The organism is Marinobacter sp. KM021 (assembly GCF_050707965.1).
Lineage (GTDB): Bacteria > Pseudomonadota > Gammaproteobacteria > Pseudomonadales > Oleiphilaceae > Marinobacter > Marinobacter shengliensis.
This window is the reverse complement of record NZ_CP136129.1, coordinates 4,383,246-4,404,849: the sequence shown is the minus strand read 5'-3', so window position 1 is coordinate 4,404,849 and position 21,604 is coordinate 4,383,246. Positions and strand designations below refer to the sequence as shown.

Here is a 21,604-nt window from a genome sequence, read left to right as displayed (position 1 = left end):
CATCCTTTGTTTAAGAACCTTTACCCTGCCGCACAAATTCAAAGTGCGCAAGCTGATCTTCATGAAAATGCTGACGGTCCACTTTTAAGTAAGCGGTTGCCGCATCTTCCACAATCACCACGTCCTGCACACCGGGCAGGCGGCGCAATGTCTCATCAATCTCATCAAAACCGGCAGGCAGCACCTGCTCCAACTCAACCACAAAGCTCGTGGTGTAATTCGGCGCCGGCATCGTCAGTGCTACCAGAAACCAGGCAGCCAAACCACCGGCCATTAACCAGAGAACCCCTTCCAGGCCGGCAGATTGTAGCAAGTAACCGCCCAGGGCACCGCCGAGAAACGCACCAAAAAACTGCGACGTCGAGTAAACCCCCATAGCGGTCCCCTTACTGGCGGCCGGAGCTTCTTTGCTGATCAATGAGGGCAGGCTCGCTTCCAGAAGGTTAAACGCCATAAAGAAGAAGAACAGTACGCCCCAGGCCAGCCAGATACTCTGCTCCACACCGGTCAGTGCGGCCGTTGCCAGCGAAAGCAGGGCGATGGCACCGCAAAGCACCGGTTTCATCACCCGCTTTTTCTCGCCAATGATGATAAACGGCACCATGGCGAAGAAGGATGTCACCATCACCGTCAAGTAGAACCACCAATGGGAAACGCTGGCCAGCCCCAACTGATCCTGAAGCATGGTGGGAAACACCAGAAACAGCGCTGTCAGGGCAAAATGGAGGATGAAGATACCGAAGTCCAGCCGCAGCAGGCGACCGTCCCGCAGCACCCGCCCGACCATCTCCCTCGCGGGATGGGTATCCGCGCTGATTCTGTGGGCATGGGGCGTTGGCACCACTCTGGCTACGATGAACAAGGCCACCATGGCCATGGCTGCCGTTGCATAGAAAATGCCGGACAATCCCCAGAGCGAGCCCAGGAGGGGTCCAACCACCAGTGACACCGAGAACGACAGACCAATGGAAATGCCCACCATAGCCATTGCCTTGGTGCGCTCTTCCTCGCGGGTCAGGTCGCTTAACAGGGCCATCAACACGCTGGCAATCGCGCCTGCCCCCTGAAGAATCCGTCCGGCAATCACAACGTATATGGAGTCGGTGGAGGCCGCCAGCAGGCTTCCAGCGGCGAACAGCACCAGCCCGATATAGATCATCCGCTTGCGGCCAACCCGGTCAGACAGCAAGCCGAACGGAATCTGCAACAGGGCCTGACTGAGACCATAGGCCCCAATTGCCAAACCAATGAGCGCAGGCGTCGCGCCCTGCAGATCACTACCGAGCAACACGAACACCGGCATGACCATGAACAGGCCAAGCATACGCATTGCGTACACCGAGGCCAAAGCCGTAACAGAGCGTTTTTCAAGCGCGTTCATGCTTACCTGTGCCGGATTGAAAAAATTGGGAAGGCAGCTACTGGCTGCGAGCGGCGCATTGTAACAGATGCGCCCCGGGTGAGGGACTACCCAAGACAGCGTACCCCAGGCGGCACAACACCAGTTTCGCCGGGGGCTACCGAAAACGATATAATGGTGGTTTTACCCAAGCGAGGTGTTATGGACCATATCCAGATCAAAGGCGCACGCACGCATAACCTGAAGAACATCGACCTGGATATGCCAAGAGACAAACTCATTGTCATCACCGGGCTGTCAGGTTCAGGAAAATCCTCACTGGCTTTCGACACCCTCTATGCCGAAGGGCAGCGCCGGTATGTTGAGTCTTTGTCCACCTACGCGCGACAATTCCTGTCGATGATGGAAAAACCCGATGTTGACCACATCGAAGGCCTGTCACCCGCCATTTCCATTGAACAGAAGTCCACATCCCATAACCCTCGCTCAACCGTTGGCACCATCACTGAAATCTACGACTACCTGCGACTGCTTTTTGCCCGGTCCGGCGAACCCCGCTGCCCGGACCACGGCCAGCCGCTGGAAGCCCAGACCGTGAGCCAAATGGTCGATCAGGTCCTGGCGATGCCTGAAGGCAGCAAACTGATGATCCTGGCGCCGGTGATCAGGGACCGAAAAGGCGAGCACCTCCAGGTGATTGATACCATGCGCAGCCAGGGTTTCATCCGCCTTAGGATCGACGGCACGGTTTATGACATCGATGATGTTCCGGCACTGGACAAGAAGCGCAAACACCAGATTGATGTCGTGGTAGACCGCTTCAAGGTCAAAGAGGGCCTGGAACAGCGATTGGCGGAAAGTTTCGAAACCGCCCTTGAGTTGGCCGATGGTATCGCGCTGGTCGCCCCAATGACCGGCGACGGCGAAGAACAGACCTTCTCGGCACGCTATGCCTGTACCCAATGCGGGTATTCACTGAGCGAACTCGAACCCAAGCTCTTCTCCTTCAACAACCCCGCCGGCGCCTGCCCCACCTGTGACGGTCTCGGAGTCCGCCAGTTCTTTGATGCCGAGAAGGTTATCCAGAACCCGGAAGCCACACTGGCCTCCGGCGCGATTAAGGGCTGGGACCGGCGCGCGGTCTACTATTTCCAGATGCTGACCAGCGTGGCCGAGCATTATGACATCGACCTGGAAACGCCGTGGGAAGACTTGCCAGAACCGTTTCAGCAAGCACTGCTCTATGGCTCCGGCAATGAAGAGATCAGCTTCCGGTACGTCAATTCCCGTGGCCAGATCATGGAGAGAGCCCACCCATTTGAGGGCATCATCCCGAACCTGGAGCGCCGCTACCGGGAGACAGACTCCCAAAGCATGCGCGAGGAACTGGCCCGCAACCTGAGCACCCAGCCGTGCAAAGACTGCGGAGGCACCCGGCTTCGCCGCGGCGCCCGCAACGTCTTTATTGAAGAACGGACACTACCGGAAATCACTCACCTGCCGGTAGGCGACGCTCACCGCTACTTCAGCGAGCTGACTCTCCCCGGCCGTAAAGGTGAAATCGCCGAAAAAATCCTCAAGGAAGTGCGGGAACGCTTACAGTTCCTGGTCAATGTCGGCCTTGAGTACCTGACACTGGAACGCAGCGCAGACACCCTCTCGGGCGGTGAGGCACAGCGGATTCGCCTGGCAAGCCAGATTGGCGCCGGGCTGGTGGGTGTCATGTACATCCTGGACGAACCGTCCATCGGCCTGCACCAGCGGGACAACGACCGCCTGCTGGCCACCCTCACCCACCTGCGCGACCTCGGCAATACCGTGATTGTCGTTGAGCACGACGAAGACGCCATCCGTGCTGCCGATTATGTCATCGATATTGGTCCCGGTGCCGGCGTACACGGTGGTGAAATCGTTGCCCGCGGCACCCCTGAAGAGATTATCGCCAACCCGGCATCGATGACTGGCCAATACCTGAGCGGAGAGAAAGAAATTGCCGTGCCAGCAACCCGCAACAAGGGCAACGGCAAACACCTGGTCCTGTCCGGCGCCACAGGCAACAACCTTCAGGACGTCACGCTAACGCTGCCACTGGGGGTCATGACGTGCGTAACCGGGGTCTCCGGCTCCGGTAAATCCACCCTCATTAACAGCACCCTGTACCCGGTGGCTGCGGCCAAGCTAAACAAGGCCACCAGCCTGAACCATGCCCCCTATAAAAACCTCAAGGGCCTGGATCACCTCGATAAGGTTATCGACATTGATCAAAGTCCGATCGGGCGCACCCCCCGGTCGAATCCGGCGACATACACCGGCCTGTTCACCCCCATCCGTGAGCTCTTTGCCGGCACCCAGGAAGCACGGTCTCGCGGCTACAAGCCCGGCCGATTCTCCTTCAACGTCAAAGGCGGCCGCTGTGAAGCCTGCCAGGGCGACGGCGTAATCAAAGTGGAAATGCACTTCCTGCCAGACGTCTACGTACCCTGCGACATCTGCAAAGGCAAACGCTACAACCGCGAAACCCTGGAAGTCCGCTACAAGGGCAAGAACATCAACGAAGTGCTGGAGATGACCGTGGAAGAGGGGCGCGAATTCTTCGACGCCGTACCCTTTATTGCCAGAAAACTGCAAACACTGATGGACGTCGGCCTATCCTACATCCGACTCGGCCAGAGCGCGGTTACCCTATCGGGTGGTGAAGCCCAGCGGGTAAAACTGGCCAAGGAACTGTCCAAGCGCGACACCGGCAAAACCTTGTACATCCTCGACGAACCCACCACGGGTTTGCACTTTTACGACATCCAGCAACTGTTGAACGTCCTTGAACGCCTAAGGGATCACGGCAACACCATCGTGGTCATCGAACACAATCTGGATGTGATCAAAACGGCTGACTGGATTGTCGACCTGGGACCAGAGGGTGGTTCTGGCGGCGGGCAGATTATTGCTGAGGGAACGCCGGAGGAGGTAGCGGACAATCCGGCATCCCATACCGGGCGTTATCTGAAGCCTATGCTCAAGTAGGTTTTCACCACAAAAAAAACCGGGAACCTTTCGGAACCCGGTTTTTTTGAACTAGAGCGTAGATTTTACTCTTCGCCTTCGTCCACTTCTTCAGCCTCGATGTCCAGAGGACGGCCAACCAGCTCAACGAATGCCATAGGGGCATTGTCGCCAGCACGGAAACCGCACTTCAGAATACGAAGATAACCACCCGGACGCTCGCTATAACGGGGGCCCAGCTCATTGAACAGCTTGGCTACCGCAGCATCGCTACGCAGGCGTGAGAACGCCAGACGACGATTTGCAACCGAATCATTCTTTGCGAGCGTGATCAACGGCTCAGCTACACGACGAAGCTCTTTGGCTTTCGGCAGCGTTGTCTTGATCAGCTCATGTTCAACCAGTGACGCAGTCATGTTACGGAACATGGCCTTGCGATGCGCACTGGTCCTGCTGAACTTACGACCACTCTTACGATGACGCATTGCTCTGATTCCTTACCTTAAACTAATCGGCGATCAACCGCCCAGAACCCGGTCATCACCACGAAGGCTTGCCGGCGGCCAGTTATCAAGACGCATGCCCAGAGACAAACCACGGGACGCAAGAACGTCCTTGATCTCGGTCAGCGACTTTTTGCCAAGGTTAGGCGTCTTCAGCAGCTCCACTTCGGTGCGCTGGATAAGATCGCCGATATAGTAAATGTTTTCTGCCTTCAAGCAGTTAGCTGAACGCACAGTCAATTCCAGATCATCAACCGGGCGCAGCAGAATCGGATCGATTTCTTCCTCTTCTTCTACACGCTCTGGCTCTTTCTCATGATCGAAATCTACAAACACAGCCAGCTGCTGCTGGAGAATCGTGGCCGCCCGGCGAATCGCTTCTTCCGGATCGATGGTGCCATTTGTCTCCAGATCAATAACAAGCTTGTCCAGATCTGTACGCTGCTCAACCCGTGCGCTTTCGACGGCATACGCCACTCGGCGAACCGGGCTGAACGTAGCATCAAGCTGCAAACGTCCGATGGCACGAGTTTCATCCTCGTCCAGACCACGCTGATCAGCCGGCTCATAGCCGCGACCGCGGGCAACACGCAAACGCATGTTGACTTCGCCGTTCTCGCTCAGGTGACAGATCACGTGCTCGGGGTTAGCGATTTCCACATCGTGGTCCAGCTTGATATCGCCGGCGGTCACTACACCCGGGCCCTTCTTGCTGAGCGTCAGCTCAGCATCGTCACGGCCGTTCATCTTTACGGCGACGCCCTTGAGATTCAGAAGAATCTCGATGACGTCCTCCTGGACACCCTCAATGGCGCTGTACTCGTGCAGGACACCGTCGATCTGTGCTTCAGTCACGGCGCAGCCCGGCATCGAAGACAAGAGAATGCGACGCAGTGCGCTACCCAGGGTATGACCGAAACCGCGCTCAAGCGGCTCCAGTGTCACCTTGGCGCGCGTGGCGCTGGATTCTTTCACGTCAATGGTACGAGGTGTCAATAACTCATGTACTGAACGCTGCATAGACGCCCCTATCTGCTATCGTTGCTAACTGGGCTTTACTTGGAGTAAAGCTCGACGATGAGGTTCTCGTTGATGTCGGCCGGCAGTTCAGTACGCTCAGGTACTGACTTGTAAACGCCGGACATCTTGTTGGCGTCAACCTCTACCCAGCTTACCGGTGCGCGGCTACCAGCCAGATCCAGTGCACCTTTAACGCGCAGCTGGTTTTTGGCCTTCTCACGCACACTCACAACGTCGCCCGGCTTGACTTGATAGGACGGCACGTTGACCGGCTTATCGTTCACCAGGATCGCCTTGTGAGAGACGAGCTGACGGGCTTCTGCACGGGTAGAACCAAAGCCCATGCGATACACAACGTTATCCAGACGACCTTCCAGAAGTTGCAGCAGGTTTTCACCGGTTGCACCCTTCAGGCGAGCGGCCTCTTTGTAGTAGTTGCGGAATTGCTTCTCAAGTACGCCGTAGATACGACGGACTTTCTGTTTTTCACGAAGCTGTACGCCGTACTCGGACAGACGACCGCGACGCGCGCCGTGCATACCCGGCGGAGTCTCGATGTTGCACTTCGAATCGAGCGCGCGTACGCCGCTCTTCAGAAAAAGATCTGTCCCTTCACGACGAGACAGCTTGCACTTCGGGCCTATATAACGAGCCATATTTCACTGTCTCCTGTGTTAGACGCGGCGCTTCTTGGGCGGACGACAGCCGTTATGGGGAATCGGCGTCACATCAGTGATGTTGGTGATCTTGTAGCCACACGCATTCAGCGCGCGAACTGCAGATTCACGTCCGGGCCCAGGACCCTTAACCTCTACGTCCAGGTTTTTAAGGCCGTATTCAGCAGCCGCATTACCGGCTCTTTCAGCTGCTACCTGCGCAGCAAAAGGTGTACTCTTACGTGAGCCGCGGAAACCGGAACCACCTGAGGTGGCCCAGGACAGGACGTTGCCCTGACGGTCCGAAATGGTCACGATGGTGTTGTTGAAGGACGCGTGAATGTGCGCGACGCCATCAACAACCGTCTTTTTCACCTTTTTACGGGTACGTGTACCTGGCTTTGCCATGTTTGCCTACCTGTTACTTACGAATAGGTTTGCGAGGACCTTTACGGGTGCGGGCGTTGGTCTTGGTGCGCTGGCCACGGACCGGAAGTCCATGACGATGACGCAGACCACGGAAGCAACCGAGATCCTTCAAACGCTTGATGTTCATCTGTACTTCACGACGCAGATCGCCTTCGACGGTGAACTTGCCCACTTCGGTACGAAGTGCTTCAAGCTGCTCGTCGCTCAGGTCTTTGACCTTGACGTCCGGCTTAACGCCGGTTGCATCGCAAAGCTTCTGGGCTGTTGTCTTGCCAACACCAAAGATGTAGGTGAGCGAGATAACAGCATGTTTGTGATCGGGTATATTGACACCGGCTATACGTGCCATCCAAATTACTCCGCGTTCAAAGCTTTGCTGTGTGAATTTTCCGCCACAAAAAGGGCGCGAAATAATAGCGCCTGACCCGCTCGCGAGTCAAGCGCTACTATTCCGAACCCCTTTTACAATGTCAGAGCGATTTCTTGGAAATCAGCCCTGGCGCTGCTTGTGACGAGGCTCCGTGCAGATGACTCGAACCGAGCCATTGCGACGAATTACTTTGCAGTTACGGCAAATTTTCTTTACCGAAGCGCGTACTTTCATTGTCGACTCCAGTTTTCAAGGGGAACGGCTGTGTCAGCCGTTCCGACCATAGCCCTTGAGATTGGACTTCTTCATCAGCGATTCATACTGATGCGACATCAGGTGCGACTGAACCTGAGCCATGAAATCCATCACCACGACTACAACAATCAGCAGTGAGGTACCACCAAGATAGAAAGGTACATTACCTGCCACCATCAGGAACTGAGGGAACAAGGACACTGCTGCAATATACATAGCCCCGAACAACGTCAGACGGGTCAGTACACCATCGATGTACTTGGCAGTCTGCTCTCCTGGGCGAATGCCCGGGATGAACGCGCCGGAACGCTTGAGGTTATCCGCAACTTCCTTCGGGTTGTACATCAGTGCTGTATAGAAGAAGCAGAAGAAGACCACTGCTGCTGCGAACAGGATGATATACAACGGCTGGCTCGGAGCCAATGCCTGAGAAATGTCACTCAACCATTCCATGCCCTCACCCTGCCCGAACCACTGGCCCAAGGAGGCCGGGAACAACAGAATCGACGAGGCAAAGATCGGCGGAATGACACCGGCCATATTGACCTTCAGCGGCAAATGACTGGACTGCTGGGCAAACACCCGGCGGCCCTGCTGCCGTTTGGCATAATTGATGGTTAACCGCCGCTGGCCCCGCTCCATGAACACCACGAAGCCAACCACCGCGATCGCCAACACACCAATACCGAGCACTACCAGCAGGCTCATTTCACCGTTACGGGCCTGCTCCAGAGTCTGACCGATGGCGCCCGGCAAGCCGGCGACAATCCCTGCGAAAATCAGCAGTGATATACCGTTGCCAACGCCACGCTCGGTGATCTGCTCACCGAGCCACATCATGAAGACGGCACCACACACGAAAGACACCACTGCCACAAAGTGGAAGCTGAAGCTGTCGTTGAAGGTGACGCCCTGAGAGGCCAACCCTACAGAAATACCAAAGCCCTGAACCAGGGCCAGGACAACCGTACCATACCGCGTATACTGGCTGATCTTGCGACGACCCGCCTCGCCTTCCTTCTTCAGCTGCTCAAGCTGCGGACTGACCGCAGTCATGAGCTGCATGATAATAGAAGCCGAAATGTACGGCATGATACCGAGTGCGAAGATACTCATGCGCTCAAGCGCACCACCGGAAAACATGTTGAACAAACTCAGGATGGTTCCCTGGTTCTGATCAAACAGTGCCGCCAACCGGTCCGGGTTGATGCCTGGAACGGGAATGTGGGCACCGATCCGGTACACCAACAACGCCAGAAACACGAACCAGAGCCGCGAACGCAGCTCTGCAAATCCCTTTCCGGCGCCCGCAGGCAATGATGCTGTCTTGGCCATTTAGTCCTCGACTCGTCTTAGTCTTCGACTTTCCCACCCGCGGCAATGATTGCCTCGCGTGCGCCTTTGGTGACACGTAGCCCTTTAACGGTTACAGCGCGATCCAGCTCACCGGACAGCATAACCTTGGCTTCGCGAATTTCTTCGCGAATGATGTCAGCCTTCTTCAGTGCAGCCAGATCGACCACGTCGCCTTCAACCTTCGCCAGCTCGTTCAGGCGAATTTCGGCAACATAGCGCTGCTGGCGGGAAGTGAAACCAAACTTTGGCAGACGACGGGCCAAAGGCTGCTGACCACCCTCGAAACCAGGCGCTACAGAGCCACCGGAACGGGATTTCAGACCTTTATGACCGCGACCACCAGTTTTACCCAGACCGCTACCGATACCACGACCAACACGCTTGGCGGAAGGACGTGAACCAGGTTCCGGAGCAAGTTCGTTCAGACGCATCTTAGTTCTCCTCAACCTGTACCAGGTAGTTAACCCGGTTGATCATGCCGCGAATAGAAGGTGTATCTTCCACTTCAACGGTATGACCGATTTTACGAAGACCCAGGCCTTTCACACACAGCTTGTGCTTGGGCTGACAGCCGATCGGGCTGCGGGTCAGAGTTACTTTGATCGTTTTTGCGTTCGCCATGACTTCAACCCAGAATATCTTCGACGGATTTACCGCGCTTGGCTGCAATATCTTCAGGCGCCTTCATGGCCTGCAGACCCTTGATGGTAGAACGTACAACGTTCACCGGGTTGGTAGAGCCGTAGCACTTGGACAGTACGTTGTGTACGCCGGCCACTTCCAGTACCGCACGCATCGCACCACCGGCGATAATACCGGTACCTTCGGATGCAGGCTGCATGAACACCTTGGAGCCACCGTGCTGGGCACGAACTGCGTACTGCAGGGTGGTGCCGTCAAGGGCCACGTCTACCATGTTCTTGCGAGCAGCTTCCATCGCCTTCTGGATGGCAACCGGGACTTCCCGGGCCTTACCACGACCGAAACCAACGCGTCCTTTGCCATCACCCACTACAGTCAGTGCGGTGAAGGCAAAAATACGGCCGCCTTTAACTACCTTGGCGACGCGATTGACCTGAACCAGCTTTTCCTGGAGCTCAGGCGCCTTCTGTTCGTTAACGCTCATCTTCTCCACCTCTTAGAATTGCAAGCCAGCTTCACGGGCTGCGTCGGCCAGAGCCTGTACACGACCGTGATAACGGTAACCTGAGCGGTCAAAAGCGACCTTCTCAATGCCTGCCGCCTTGGCACGCTCAGCAATCAGCTGACCGACCTTCTTGGCAGCGTCCACGTTACCGGTTGCACCCTGGCGCAGTTCCTTATCCAACGTGGAGGCAGTGGCCAGCACTTTGCTGCCATCTGCAGTCGTAACCTGGGCGTACATATGACGCGGCGTGCGGTGAACGCACAGACGGTCGGTACCCAGTTCACGGATCTTCATGCGCACTTTGCGTGCGCGACGCAATCTTTCGTTATTCGCGCTCATAGTCCCGCCTTATTTCTTCTTGGCTTCTTTGCGTCTGACCTGCTCATCCGCATAACGAACACCCTTGCCCTTATAAGGCTCGGGCGGACGGAACGCGCGGATTTCAGCAGCGACCTGGCCAACCTGTTGCTTGTCGATACCGCGAATCACAACTTCCGTATTGGACGGAGTTTCAGCGGTAACACCCTCGGGCAGCTCGTACTCAACCGGGTGAGAAAAACCCAGTGTCAGATTGAGCTTCTTACCTTGCGCCTGCGCACGATAACCTACGCCCGTCAGCTGCAGCTTACGCTCCCAGCCTGTGGATACGCCGGTAACCATGTTGTTAACCAGCGCACGAGTAGTACCAGCAAGAGCGCGGGACTGTTTCGCACCATCGCGGGCCGCAAAGCGAAGAGAACCCTCTTCCTGCTTCACTTCAACCGCTTGGTGAATGGTGAATTGGAGAGCTCCCTTGGAGCCCTTCACATTAATTTCCTGTCCGTTCAGCTTAACCTCAACACCGGAAGGCAGCACGACAGGATTATTGGCAACCCTGGACATGTGTATCTCCTAGAATACGGTGCAGATGACTTCGCCACCCACGCCTGCAGCACGTGCGGCGCGGTCTGTCATAACGCCCTTGGACGTTGAGACAATCGCGACTCCCAGACCGCCGGAAACCTTCGGCAGTTCCCCAGCGCCTTTATACTGGCGCAGACTCGGACGGCTGACCCGCTTGATCTCTTCGATAACCGGCTTGCCGCCGAAGTATTTCAGAGTGATAGTCAGCTCGGGCTTCGCGTCAGCTGAAACAGAAAAATCTGCTACGTAGCCTTCGTCCTTAAGGACCTGGGCCACGGAGACCTTCATTTTTGAAGATGGCATCGTCACATCAGCTTTCGATGCCATCTGGGCATTACGGATACGGGTAAACATATCCGCAAGCGTGTCTTGCATACTCATTAGTATGAGGCTCCTGATCTTTTTAGTTGTGCAGCGGCGTGCCGCACCGCTTACCAACAGGCACCTGACCGAAGTCAGGCGACCTATCTTACCAGCTTGCCTTGGTCAGGCCCGGAACGTCACCGCGCATGCCGTACTCACGGAGTTTGATCCGTGACAGTTCGAACTTGCGCAGAACGCCGTGGGGACGACCAGTCACCTGGCAACGATTCCGAAGACGTGAGGGACTCGCATCACGAGGCAGCTGTTGCAGCTTCATTTGCGCGTTCCAACGATCTTCTTCGCTGGTATTCGGGTTTTTGATAATCGCCTTGAGCTCGGCGCGCTTGGCTGCGAATTTAGCCACAGTCTTTTCGCGCTTGAGCTCACGGTTTTTCATTGAAACCTTCGCCATGTCACTCGTTCCTTATTTCTTGAACGGAAAGCCAAAGGCTTTCAACAGTTCGCGACCTTCGTCGTCGGTACCGGCAGTGGTGGTGATGGTGATATCCAGCCCGCGGATCTTGTCGACTTTGTCGTACTCGATCTCAGGGAAGATGATCTGCTCACGAACACCCATGCTGTAGTTACCGCGACCGTCGAAGGATTTCGGGTTCAGACCGCGGAAGTCACGAATGCGGGGAACCGCAATGTGCACCAGGCGATCAAAGAAATCCCACATACGCTCACCGCGCAGGGTCACCTTACAGCCAATCGGCCAACCTTCACGGATTTTGAAACCCGCTACGGATTTGCGTGCCTTGGTAACAACCGCTTTTTGACCCGCCAGGCGCTCAAGATCCGCCACCGCGTTTTCAATCAGCTTTTTGTCACCAACCGCTTCGCCAACACCCATGTTCAGGGTGATTTTCTCGATACGCGGCACCTGCATAACGTTCTTGTAACCGAACTCTTTCTGCAGGGCGGGTACCACTTCCTTAGTGTACTGCTCTTTCATGTTAAGCATCGTAACCACCACCGCTTACTGGTTATCGACAGCTTCGTTCGTGGACTTGAAGATCCGCACTTTGCTGCCGTCTTCCTTGGTCTGGAAGCCAACACGATCGGCTTTGCCGGTCTGCGGATTAAAAATAGCCACGTTGGAAGCCTGGATAGGCGCTTCTTTTTCGACGATACCACCCGGGGTGCCGAGCATCGGGTTCGGCTTGGTGTGCTTCTTCATCATATTGATGCCAGAAACAATCACACGGCCGTCGTCCTGAACCTTCAGGACTTTACCACGTTTGCCTTTGTCTTTCCCCGTGGTGACGATTACTTCGTCATCTCGTTTGATCTTTTTCATAACCGGCCTCTGGTCCTTTAAAGTACTTCGGGTGCCAGTGAGATAATCTTCATGAACTTCTCGTTACGCAGTTCACGGGTAACCGGTCCGAAGATACGGGTACCAATGGGAGCGTCCTGATTGTTCAGAAGTACCGCCGCGTTACCGTCAAAACGGATCAATGAACCGTCCGGACGACGCACACCCTTACGGGTACGTACTACAACAGCCTTGAGGACCTGGCCTTTCTTCACCTTACCGCGGGGGATGGCTTCCTTAACGGTTACCTTGATGATATCCCCAACGCTCGCATAACGCCGGTGAGATCCGCCCAGGACCTTGATGCACATAACCTGACGTGCACCACTGTTATCCGCGACTTCAAGCATTGTTTGAGTCTGAATCATGGTTGTTCTCCGGGCGAATTACACCTTGGACGCGCGTTCGGTGACTTCCACCAGGGCCCAGCTTTTGGTCTTGGAGACCGGGCGGGTTTCCTGAATGGTTACGATGTCGCCGATGTTGCACTGATTGCTTTCATCGTGCGCATGGATCTTGGTCGAGCGCTTCATGTACTTGCCGTACAGAGGATGTTTCACCTGACGCTCAACCAGGACCACGATGGACTTATCCATCTTGTTGCTCACGACCTTGCCGCTCAGAGTTCTGGCAGTTTGGGTAGCTTCGGTCATGTCACTGTCCTGCCTTTTCATTCAATACCGTTTTAACGCGAGCGATATCGCGCTTCACCTTGCCGAGGAGGTGAGACTGATTCAGCTGACCTGTCGCTTTGCGCATGCGCAGGTTGAACTGCTCCTTCAGGAGGTCGATCAGCTCTTTGTTCAGCTCCTCGACTGACTTTTCACGCAGCTCTGTTGCATTCATCACATCACCGTCCTCGTTACAAAGGTGGTCTGTACCGGCAGTTTGGCCGCTGCAAGAGTGAAAGCCTCACGAGCGATTTCCTCGGAAACACCTTCCATCTCATACAACATACGGCCTGGCTGAATTTCAGCCACCCAATACTCGACAGAACCTTTACCTTTACCCATCCGTACTTCAAGCGGCTTACCGGTGATCGGCTTGTCCGGGAAAACCCGGATCCAGATCTTACCGCCCCGCTTGATACGACGTGTCATAGTACGACGTGCCGCCTCAATCTGGCGCGCAGTTATACGCCCGCGACTGGTCGCTTTCAATCCGTATTCACCGAAGCTCACCTTGTTGGCGCGGTGAGCAAGACCGGTGTTACGGCCTTTCATTACCTTGCGGAATTTGGTGCGTTTTGGTTGCAGCATAAGAGTGCCCCTTTACTTAGAACCTTTCTTCCCAGAGGCTTTCTTGTCAGCACGGACCTGCTCCATACCACCAAGAATCTCACCTTTGAAGATCCATACCTTTACGCCGATAACGCCGTAAGTGGTGTGCGCTTCATAGGTTGCATAATCAATATCTGCACGTAATGTGTGCAGAGGTACACGACCTTCGCGATACCACTCGGAACGTGCGATTTCAGCACCCCCAAGACGACCGCCAACCTGAATCTTGATACCCTTGGCACCCTGACGCATGGCGTTCTGAACCGCACGCTTCATAGCGCGACGGAACATCACACGACGCTCCAGCTGACCGGCAACGTTTTGCGCTACCAGGCGGGCATCCAGGTCCGGCTTGCGGACTTCTTCGATGTTGATGTGCACAGGCACACCCATCATGTCGCTGACTTCGCGACGCAGACGGTCAACATCTTCACCCTTCTTACCGATAACAATACCGGGGCGGGCGGTATGGATCGTGATCCGGGCGTTCTGAGCAGGGCGCTCGATCACGATCTTGCTGACAGACGCCTTAACCAGACGCTTGTCCAGGAACTCGCGAACCTGAATATCATTCAGCAGATTCTTCGCGTAGTCCTTCTTGTCGGCATACCACACTGAGTTGTGCTCTTTGATCACACCCAGGCGCATGCCGGTTGGATTTACTTTATGACCCATCTGAGCATCTCCTACTTGTCGGCGACCTTGACGGTGATATGACAGGTGCGCTTGAAAATACGGTCAGCGCGCCCCTTGGCTCGAGCTTTGATTCGCTTGAGCGTTGGGCCCTCATCCACCATGACAGTGGAAACCCGCAGATCATCTACGTCCAGACCTTCGTTGTGCTCAGCGTTGGCAATGGCGGATTCAAGAGCTTTCTTGATCACAACCGCTGCCTTCTTAGGGCTGAAAGTCAGAATGTTCAGGGCGTCCTCAACAGCCTTGCCGCGTACCTGGTCGGCAACAAGACGTGCTTTCTGAGCTGAGAGGCGAGCGCCCTTGTACTTGGCTGCTACTTCCATTTCTATTACCTCACAATCAGCGTTTAGCTTTCTTGTCGGCCGCATGACCACGATAAGTACGCGTTGCCGCGAACTCACCCAGTTTATGTCCGACCATATCTTCGGTGACATAAACCGGCACGTGCTGCTTGCCGTTGTGGACTGCAATGGTCAGGCCTACCATCTCCGGAAAGATTGTTGACCGGCGGGACCAGGTTTTGATCGGCCGCTTGTCACTTGTTTCCAGAGCTGCCTCGACCTTCTTCAACAGATGCAGGTCTATAAAAGGACCTTTCTTCAAAGAACGTGGCACAGCATTTACCTCTATGTAGTCGTTTACTTGGCTGAACGACGACGTACTATCATCTTGTCAGTACGTTTGTTCTTACGAGTCTTATGCCCTTTGGTCGGAACACCCCACGGAGTAACCGGGTGACGCCCGCCAGAGGTACGCCCTTCACCACCACCATGTGGGTGGTCAACTGGGTTCATAGCAACACCACGTACTGTTGGACGTTTACCGCGCCAACGTGATGCACCCGCTTTACCAAGCTGCTTGAGGCTGTGCTCGCTGTTGGATACTTCACCCAGCGTTGCACGGCAATCTACAAGCACCTTACGCATTTCACCTGAACGCAGGCGGATAGTGGCATAAGCCCCTTCCCGAGCTACCAGCTGTACGGATGCGCCCGCGGAGCGAGCCAGCTGGGCACCTTTGCCAGGCTTGAGTTCGACGCAGTGGATCACAGAACCAACCGGAATGTTCCGGAGCGGCAGAGTGGAACCCACCTTAATCGGCGCGTCGACGCCGGACCGCACAGGATCACCTGCCTTCATACCTTTGGGAGCGATGATGTAGCGACGCTCGCCATCGGAGTACTTCAGCAGCGCGATGTGCGCAGAGCGGTTAGGATCATATTCTAGGCGTTCAATAACCGCCGGGATACCATCTTTGGTCCGCTTGAAATCAATTACACGGTAGTGCTGCTTGTGGCCACCACCAATGTGACGAGTAGTAATGCGGCCAGCGTTGTTACGACCACCTGACTTACTCTTAGTTTCTACCAACGGCTCGTAAGGACGTCCTTTGTGCAGATCCGGGTTGTAAAGTTTTACAACGTGACGGCGTCCGGCAGATGTTGGCTTGGTTTTGACGATCGGCATATTACGACCCCTTTACCTTATTCCACATCCAGAAAATCGATGTCCTGACCTTCTGCCAGCTTGACGTAAGCCTTACGAATGTCATTACGCTTGCCGAACCCGCGGATAGTGCGCTTGAGCTTACCCTTACGGTTCAGAACCTGAACACCTTCGACGGTGACGTTGAACAGCTGCTCAACGGCTTTTTTGATCTCCGGCTTGGTGGCGTCTGGTGCTACACGGAATACCACCTGACCACGCTCGGCTGCCAGAGACGCTTTCTCTGATACGTGCGGTCCCAGCAGGACCTTATAAATACGTTCCTGATTCATCCCAGCATCTCCTCGATCTTCTTCAGAGCGGGAACAGTTACCACAACGTTCTCGTAGGCAACCAGGCTGACCGGATCCAGACCTGCCACGTCGCGAACATCCACGTGAGGAATGTTGCGGGAAGCCAGGTGCAGGTTCTGCTCAACGCTATCGGAAAGAATCAGAGCGTTAGATACGCCCAGATCCTTCAGCTTGGCGGTGAACGCCTTGGTCTTGGGACTGTCAACGTTCATATCGTCAACAACCACCAGACGCTCCTGACGGACCAGCTCGGAAAGAATGGAACACATAGCCGCACGATACATCTTGCGGTTAACTTTCTGCTCGAAATCACGGGGCTTGGCCGCAAAAGTTACGCCGCCTGAACGCCAGATCGGGCTACGAATGGTGCCCGCACGAGCGCGACCGGTGCCCTTCTGACGCCACGGCTTCTTGCCACCGCCACTGACTTCGGAACGTGTTTTCTGAGCCTTGGTACCCTGACGGCCAGCTGCCATGTAGGCAGTTACCACCTGGTGCACCAGTGCTTCATTAAAATCTTTGGCAAACGCAGCGTCGGAAACAGAAATCCCCTTGCCGCTACCAGTAATTGTCAATTCCATCGCACCGCTCCTCAGGCTTTAACTGCAGGCTTGATGACAACGTCGCCGCCAGTCGCACCAGGTACGGCACCACTTACCAGCAGCAGGTTGCGCTCGGCATCGACACGGACGATTTTCAGGTTCTGCACAGTGACCTGCGCGTTACCCATCTGACCGGCCATCTTTTTACCCTTGAATACCTTGCCCGGAGTCTGGTTCTGACCAATAGAACCCGGAGCACGATGAGACAGGGAGTTACCGTGAGTAGCGTCCTGCATGGAGAAGTTCCAGCGCTTGACACCACCCTGGAAGCCCTTACCTTTGGACTGACCAGTGGCATCAACCACCTGACCGTCTTCAAACACAGAGACTGTCAGCTCGCCGCCTGCAGCCAGGTCTTCACCTTCGCCATCAGCCAGACGAAATTCCCACACGCCACGACCAGCTTCAACACCTGCTTTCGCAAAGTGACCAGCAGCAGCCTTGCTCACGCGGGAGGCACGACGAGAACCTACGGTTACCTGCACAGCGCGGTAGCCGTCGTTTTCGAGAGTTTTCAGTTGGGTAATGCGGTTGGGCTCAACCTCGATTACCGTTACGGGCAATGCCTGCCCCTCGTCCGTAAAAATACGGGTCATACCGGCCTTACGACCGACAACACCAATTGCCATGTTTCACCTCTTAAGTGTACGGGGCTTGCACCCTCTATGGCCTGTGACAGTTACACAGACTAATACCGGGCGGTATTAGCCGAGGCTGATCTGAACGTCTACACCTGCTGCCAGGTCCAGTTTCATCAGAGCATCCACTGTCTTCTCCGTCGGCTCAACAATGTCGAGCAAACGCTTGTGGGTACGAATTTCATACTGATCACGCGCGTCTTTATTGACGTGCGGAGAGATCAATACCGTGTACTTTTCCTTGCGCGTCGGCAGAGGAATAGGACCACGCACCTGAGCGCCGGTCCGCTTGGCGGTATCGACGATCTCCTGCGTGGACTGGTCGATCAGGCGATAATCAAACGCCTTCAACCGGATTCGAATCTTTTGGCTTTGCATGATGCACCAAACTCCACTCGTAGCAGCTACTAGTTAGCCGACCTTCAAAAAAAGGAGCCGCATTGTATGCATAATACCCAACCCTGTCAACATCATTGATATTGACGGAGGTCAGGCAGACTTTGCGACTTAAACAGAAAAAGGGGCTGAACCAGTCAGCCCCTTTTTCCTGATCAAACGAGCAGATTACTCGATGATCTTGGAGACCACGCCGGCACCAACGGTACGGCCGCCTTCGCGAATCGCGAAGCGCAGACCATCTTCCATGGCGATCGGAGCGATCAGGGTAACAGTCATTTTCACGTTGTCACCCGGCATTACCATTTCAACGCCTTCCGGCAGTTCACAAGAACCGGTTACATCAGTAGTCCGGAAGTAGAACTGCGGACGGTAGCCCTTGAAGAACGGAGTATGACGACCACCTTCTTCTTTGGACAGTACGTACACTTCACACTCGAACTTGGTGTGCGGCTTGATGGAGCCCGGTACACACAGAACCTGACCACGCTCAACGTCGTCACGCTTGGTACCACGCAGCAGAACACCTACGTTCTCACCGGCACGACCTTCGTCCAGCAGCTTGCGGAACATCTCAACACCAGTACAGGTGGTCTTGGTGGTGTCGCGGATACCCACGATTTCCACTTCGTCACCTACTTTGATGATGCCACGCTCTACACGACCGGTAACAACGGTACCACGACCAGAGATGGAGAATACGTCCTCGATCGGCATCAGGAACGGCTGATCAATCGCACGCTCCGGCTCAGGGATGTAGTCGTCCAGGGCTTCTACCAGCTTCTTAACAGCGGTAGTACCCATCTCGTTGTCGTCTTTACCTTCCAGAGCCATCAGCGCAGAACCGGTGATGATCGGAGTGTCGTCACCCGGGAAGTCGTACTGGCTCAGCAGGTCACGAACTTCCATCTCTACCAGCTCAAGCAGCTCTTCATCGTCTACCATGTCCGCTTTGTTCAGGAACACAACGATGAACGGTACACCAACCTGACGGGACAGCAGGATGTGCTCACGAGTCTGCGGCATGGGGCCGTCAGCTGCGGAGCAAACCAAGATAGCGCCGTCCATCTGGGCAGCACCGGTGATCATGTTCTTAACATAATCCGCGTGGCCCGGGCAGTCTACGTGTGCGTAGTGACGGGTCGGAGAATCGTACTCAACGTGAGAGGTCGCGATGGTGATACCACGCGCACGCTCTTCCGGTGCGTTATCGATCTGATCGAAAGCACGGCTCTCACCAGTACCCCATACTTCGTGACATACACGAGTCAGGGCGGCTGTCAGAGTGGTCTTACCATGGTCAACGTGACCAATGGTGCCCACGTTTACGTGCGGCTTGTTACGCTCAAACTTTGCTTTAGACACGGTTACACCTCTTCCTGTTTCTTAAGTCCTGGGGATCAACCCTTTTTAATGATCGCTTCGGCAATGTTCGAAGGAGCTTCCATATAGCGGGAGAACTCCATCGCATAAGACGCCCGACCCTGTGTTGCAGAACGCAGGTCGGTGGCGTAACCGAACATCTCCGACAACGGAACTTCAGCACGGATGACCTTGCCCGCAGGGCCTTCATCCATACCCTGCACAAGGCCGCGACGACGGTTCAGGTCGCCAACAACGTCACCCATGTAATCTTCAGGGGTAACAACCTCAACCTTCATGATCGGCTCAAGAAGGGCAGGATTCGCTTCGAGGGCGCCTTTCTTCATCGCCATGGAACCAGCGATTTTGAACGCCATCTCGTTGGAGTCAACGTCGTGGTAGGAACCATCGTACAGCGTTGCCTTGATACCCAGCAGCGGATAGCCGGCCAGACAGCCGTTCTGCATCTGCTCTTCGATACCCTGCTGAACAGCCGGGATGTATTCCTTCGGAACCACACCACCAACAATCTCGTTCACGAAGATGAAGTTTTCAGCATCTTCATCATCCAGAGGCAGCGGCTCCAACTTCACTTTTACGTGACCGTACTGACCGCGACCACCAGACTGACGAACGAACTTACCTTCAACGTCAACCGGCTTGCGGATGCACTCACGGTAAGCAACCTGCGGCTTACCGATATTTGCTTCTACCTTGAACTCGCGACGCATACGGTCAACGATGATATCCAGGTGAAGCTCACCCATACCGGAGATGATGGTCTGGCCGGACTCTTCGTCGGTGCGAACACGGAATGACGGATCTTCCTGGGCCAGCTTACCCAGAGCAACACCCATCTTTTCCTGGTCGGCTTTCGACTTCGGCTCAACCGCAACGGAGATAACCGGCTCCGGGAACTCCATGCGCTCAAGAACAATTCTGTTGTTCTCATCACACAGGGTGTCACCCGTGGTCACGTTCTTCAGGCCGATCGCAGCCGCGATGTCGCCCGCCAGAACTTCTTTGATCTCTTCACGGTCGTTGGCGTGCATCTGAACCATACGGCCCACACGCTCTTTCTTGCCCTTCACGGAGTTGAATACCGCGTTACCGGACTCAAGCTTACCGGAGTAAACCCGGAAGAACGTCAGCGTACCCACGAACGGGTCGGTAGCGATCTTGAACGCCAGAGCGGCGAACGGAGCATCGTCGTCAACCGGACGGGTTTCCTCGGTACCCTCGTCATCCACCTCACCGCGGATGGCTTTAACCTCATCCGGGGCCGGCAGGAATTCGATGACCGCATCCAGCACCGCCTGCACGCCCTTGTTCTTGAACGCAGAACCACAGGTAGCCAGAACGATTTCGTTGGCGATGGTACGAGTACGCAGACCCTGCTTGATCTCTTCGTAGGTCAGCTCTTCGCCTTCGAGGTATTTCTCCATGAACTCTTCGTTGGCTTCAGCGGCGGCTTCGATCATCTGCTCGCGCGCTTTCTCGGCCTCAGCAACCATGGACTCAGGAATATCGCGAAGCTCGTAGGTCATACCCTGATCAGCTTCGTTCCAGTAGATTGCCTTCATGCGAAGCAGATCCACGATACCCTCGAAATCGTCTTCGGCGCCGATCGGCAGCTGGATGGGCACAGTGATAGCACCCAGACGGTTACGAATCTGCTCAACAACGCGCATGAAGTTGGCGCCTGCACGGTCCATTTTGTTGACGAAAACCATGCGGGGAACTTCATACTTGTTGGCTTGGCGCCATACAGTCTCGGACTGCGGCTCAACACCTGAGGAACCACAGAACACAACCACGGCACCATCAAGAACACGCAGGGAACGCTCTACTTCGATGGTGAAGTCAACGTGCCCCGGGGTGTCGATGATGTTGATACGGTGCTCGGGATACTGCTTGTCCATACCCTGCCAGAAGGTTGTAACAGCGGCAGACGTGATGGTGATACCACGCTCCTGCTCCTGCTCCATCCAGTCTGTAGTGGAAGCGCCGTCATGGGTCTCACCCATCTTGTGACTACGACCGGTGTAATAAAGAATACGCTCGGTGGTAGTAGTCTTGCCCGCATCCACGTGCGCACAGATACCAATGTTTCTGTAACGTTTGATAGGAGTCTTGCGTGCCACGATATAAA

Annotated in this window: 32 protein-coding genes; 1 reads left to right on the top strand and 31 read right to left on the bottom strand. The window is 55.3% G+C overall.

The genetic code is table 11. The features are described 5' to 3' along the window. Positions 1-10: 10 nt before the first annotated feature. The gene (locus RVM24_RS20615; protein WP_431474663.1) at positions 11-1,381 is read right to left on the bottom strand and encodes an MFS transporter; all 1,371 of its coding nucleotides are present in this window, start codon (positions 1,379-1,381) and stop codon (positions 11-13) included. A gap of 180 nt (positions 1,382-1,561) precedes the next feature. Between RVM24_RS20615 and uvrA the strand changes: the two genes are divergently transcribed. Beyond that, positions 1,562-4,381: an excinuclease ABC subunit UvrA gene (gene uvrA, locus RVM24_RS20610; protein ID WP_431474662.1), complete on the top strand. Its 2,820-nt coding sequence runs from the start codon at positions 1,562-1,564 to the stop codon at positions 4,379-4,381. 65 nt (positions 4,382-4,446) lie between these two features. On the opposite strand, the gene rplQ is transcribed toward uvrA, so the two are convergent. The 30 genes from rplQ to fusA form a co-directional block, all read right to left on the bottom strand. Beyond that, a complete protein-coding gene (gene rplQ / locus RVM24_RS20605; RefSeq protein WP_058090008.1) occupies positions 4,447-4,845 on the bottom strand; it encodes a 50S ribosomal protein L17 in 399 nt (132 codons plus the stop codon). A gap of 33 nt (positions 4,846-4,878) precedes the next feature. Continuing rightward, positions 4,879-5,883 carry a DNA-directed RNA polymerase subunit alpha gene (locus RVM24_RS20600; RefSeq protein WP_008174911.1) on the bottom strand — a complete coding sequence of 335 codons (1,005 nt, stop codon included), beginning with the start codon at positions 5,881-5,883 and terminating at the stop codon, positions 4,879-4,881. A gap of 35 nt (positions 5,884-5,918) precedes the next feature. Next, positions 5,919-6,539: a 30S ribosomal protein S4 gene (rpsD, locus tag RVM24_RS20595; RefSeq protein WP_058090007.1), complete on the bottom strand. Its 621-nt coding sequence runs from the start codon at positions 6,537-6,539 to the stop codon at positions 5,919-5,921. Between the two features lie 18 nt (positions 6,540-6,557). Further along, the gene (gene rpsK / locus RVM24_RS20590; RefSeq protein ID WP_007153992.1) at positions 6,558-6,947 is read right to left on the bottom strand and encodes a 30S ribosomal protein S11; all 390 of its coding nucleotides are present in this window, start codon (positions 6,945-6,947) and stop codon (positions 6,558-6,560) included. 13 nt (positions 6,948-6,960) lie between these two features. Beyond that, positions 6,961-7,317: a 30S ribosomal protein S13 gene (gene rpsM / locus RVM24_RS20585; protein ID WP_029655315.1), complete on the bottom strand. Its 357-nt coding sequence runs from the start codon at positions 7,315-7,317 to the stop codon at positions 6,961-6,963. A 141-nt stretch (positions 7,318-7,458) separates the two neighbouring features. After that, the gene (rpmJ, locus tag RVM24_RS20580) at positions 7,459-7,572 is read right to left on the bottom strand and encodes a 50S ribosomal protein L36 (RefSeq protein WP_004580765.1); all 114 of its coding nucleotides are present in this window, start codon (positions 7,570-7,572) and stop codon (positions 7,459-7,461) included. Between the two features lie 33 nt (positions 7,573-7,605). Continuing rightward, a complete protein-coding gene (secY, locus tag RVM24_RS20575) occupies positions 7,606-8,928 on the bottom strand; it encodes a preprotein translocase subunit SecY (protein ID WP_058090006.1) in 1,323 nt (440 codons plus the stop codon). Between the two features lie 17 nt (positions 8,929-8,945). Beyond that, complete coding sequence (gene rplO, locus RVM24_RS20570) at positions 8,946-9,380, bottom strand: 50S ribosomal protein L15 (RefSeq protein ID WP_022989795.1); 435 nt, start codon at positions 9,378-9,380, stop codon at positions 8,946-8,948. A gap of 1 nt (position 9,381) precedes the next feature. Further along, positions 9,382-9,570, bottom strand: a complete 189-nt coding sequence (gene rpmD / locus RVM24_RS20565; protein WP_007153997.1) for a 50S ribosomal protein L30 — start codon at positions 9,568-9,570, stop codon at positions 9,382-9,384. A 4-nt stretch (positions 9,571-9,574) separates the two neighbouring features. Further along, positions 9,575-10,075 carry a 30S ribosomal protein S5 gene (gene rpsE, locus RVM24_RS20560; RefSeq protein WP_058090005.1) on the bottom strand — a complete coding sequence of 167 codons (501 nt, stop codon included), beginning with the start codon at positions 10,073-10,075 and terminating at the stop codon, positions 9,575-9,577. A gap of 12 nt (positions 10,076-10,087) precedes the next feature. After that, the gene (rplR, locus tag RVM24_RS20555) at positions 10,088-10,435 is read right to left on the bottom strand and encodes a 50S ribosomal protein L18 (protein ID WP_011784258.1); all 348 of its coding nucleotides are present in this window, start codon (positions 10,433-10,435) and stop codon (positions 10,088-10,090) included. A gap of 9 nt (positions 10,436-10,444) precedes the next feature. Continuing rightward, positions 10,445-10,978, bottom strand: coding sequence for a 50S ribosomal protein L6 (gene rplF / locus RVM24_RS20550; protein WP_058090004.1), 534 nt, complete (start codon positions 10,976-10,978; stop codon positions 10,445-10,447). Positions 10,979-10,987: 9 nt separating this feature from the next. Next, on the bottom strand, positions 10,988-11,380 hold the full coding sequence (rpsH, locus tag RVM24_RS20545) for a 30S ribosomal protein S8 (protein WP_058090003.1): 393 nt from the start codon (positions 11,378-11,380) through the stop codon (positions 10,988-10,990). 88 nt (positions 11,381-11,468) lie between these two features. Continuing rightward, positions 11,469-11,774, bottom strand: a complete 306-nt coding sequence (gene rpsN, locus RVM24_RS20540; RefSeq protein ID WP_058090002.1) for a 30S ribosomal protein S14 — start codon at positions 11,772-11,774, stop codon at positions 11,469-11,471. 12 nt (positions 11,775-11,786) lie between these two features. Continuing rightward, positions 11,787-12,326 (bottom strand): 50S ribosomal protein L5, encoded by a 540-nt coding sequence (rplE, locus tag RVM24_RS20535; protein ID WP_058090001.1) that lies wholly within the window; start codon positions 12,324-12,326, stop codon positions 11,787-11,789. Between the two features lie 15 nt (positions 12,327-12,341). Continuing rightward, on the bottom strand, positions 12,342-12,662 hold the full coding sequence (gene rplX, locus RVM24_RS20530; protein ID WP_061333571.1) for a 50S ribosomal protein L24: 321 nt from the start codon (positions 12,660-12,662) through the stop codon (positions 12,342-12,344). Between the two features lie 17 nt (positions 12,663-12,679). Continuing rightward, a complete protein-coding gene (gene rplN, locus RVM24_RS20525) occupies positions 12,680-13,048 on the bottom strand; it encodes a 50S ribosomal protein L14 (protein ID WP_007154005.1) in 369 nt (122 codons plus the stop codon). An 18-nt stretch (positions 13,049-13,066) separates the two neighbouring features. Further along, positions 13,067-13,333 (bottom strand): 30S ribosomal protein S17, encoded by a 267-nt coding sequence (rpsQ, locus tag RVM24_RS20520; RefSeq protein ID WP_044387650.1) that lies wholly within the window; start codon positions 13,331-13,333, stop codon positions 13,067-13,069. A 1-nt stretch (position 13,334) separates the two neighbouring features. Further along, entirely contained in the window at positions 13,335-13,526 is a 192-nt protein-coding gene (gene rpmC / locus RVM24_RS20515) for a 50S ribosomal protein L29 (protein ID WP_058089999.1), read from the bottom strand. Further along, positions 13,526-13,939, bottom strand: coding sequence for a 50S ribosomal protein L16 (gene rplP, locus RVM24_RS20510; RefSeq protein ID WP_044387654.1), 414 nt, complete (start codon positions 13,937-13,939; stop codon positions 13,526-13,528). The genes rpmC and rplP overlap by 1 nt, the downstream gene beginning before the upstream one ends. Before the next feature lie 12 nt (positions 13,940-13,951). After that, positions 13,952-14,635 carry a 30S ribosomal protein S3 gene (gene rpsC / locus RVM24_RS20505; protein WP_058089998.1) on the bottom strand — a complete coding sequence of 228 codons (684 nt, stop codon included), beginning with the start codon at positions 14,633-14,635 and terminating at the stop codon, positions 13,952-13,954. An 11-nt stretch (positions 14,636-14,646) separates the two neighbouring features. After that, positions 14,647-14,979 carry a 50S ribosomal protein L22 gene (gene rplV / locus RVM24_RS20500; RefSeq protein WP_008940674.1) on the bottom strand — a complete coding sequence of 111 codons (333 nt, stop codon included), beginning with the start codon at positions 14,977-14,979 and terminating at the stop codon, positions 14,647-14,649. Positions 14,980-14,995: 16 nt separating this feature from the next. Further along, positions 14,996-15,271 (bottom strand): 30S ribosomal protein S19, encoded by a 276-nt coding sequence (gene rpsS, locus RVM24_RS20495; RefSeq protein ID WP_061333570.1) that lies wholly within the window; start codon positions 15,269-15,271, stop codon positions 14,996-14,998. Between the two features lie 23 nt (positions 15,272-15,294). Beyond that, entirely contained in the window at positions 15,295-16,122 is an 828-nt protein-coding gene (gene rplB / locus RVM24_RS20490) for a 50S ribosomal protein L2 (RefSeq protein WP_058089996.1), read from the bottom strand. Positions 16,123-16,139: 17 nt separating this feature from the next. Further along, positions 16,140-16,433: a 50S ribosomal protein L23 gene (gene rplW / locus RVM24_RS20485; RefSeq protein ID WP_008174862.1), complete on the bottom strand. Its 294-nt coding sequence runs from the start codon at positions 16,431-16,433 to the stop codon at positions 16,140-16,142. Then, a complete protein-coding gene (gene rplD, locus RVM24_RS20480; RefSeq protein ID WP_061333569.1) occupies positions 16,430-17,035 on the bottom strand; it encodes a 50S ribosomal protein L4 in 606 nt (201 codons plus the stop codon). Before rplD ends, rplW begins: the two co-directional genes overlap by 4 nt. A gap of 11 nt (positions 17,036-17,046) precedes the next feature. Further along, positions 17,047-17,685, bottom strand: a complete 639-nt coding sequence (gene rplC, locus RVM24_RS20475; protein WP_058089994.1) for a 50S ribosomal protein L3 — start codon at positions 17,683-17,685, stop codon at positions 17,047-17,049. Positions 17,686-17,760: 75 nt separating this feature from the next. Next, positions 17,761-18,072 carry a 30S ribosomal protein S10 gene (gene rpsJ / locus RVM24_RS20470; RefSeq protein ID WP_004580743.1) on the bottom strand — a complete coding sequence of 104 codons (312 nt, stop codon included), beginning with the start codon at positions 18,070-18,072 and terminating at the stop codon, positions 17,761-17,763. 186 nt (positions 18,073-18,258) lie between these two features. Beyond that, a complete protein-coding gene (gene tuf / locus RVM24_RS20465) occupies positions 18,259-19,455 on the bottom strand; it encodes an elongation factor Tu (RefSeq protein ID WP_068351550.1) in 1,197 nt (398 codons plus the stop codon). Between the two features lie 35 nt (positions 19,456-19,490). Continuing rightward, positions 19,491-21,596 (bottom strand): elongation factor G, encoded by a 2,106-nt coding sequence (fusA, locus tag RVM24_RS20460; RefSeq protein WP_061333841.1) that lies wholly within the window; start codon positions 21,594-21,596, stop codon positions 19,491-19,493. Positions 21,597-21,604: the final 8 nt, after the last annotated feature.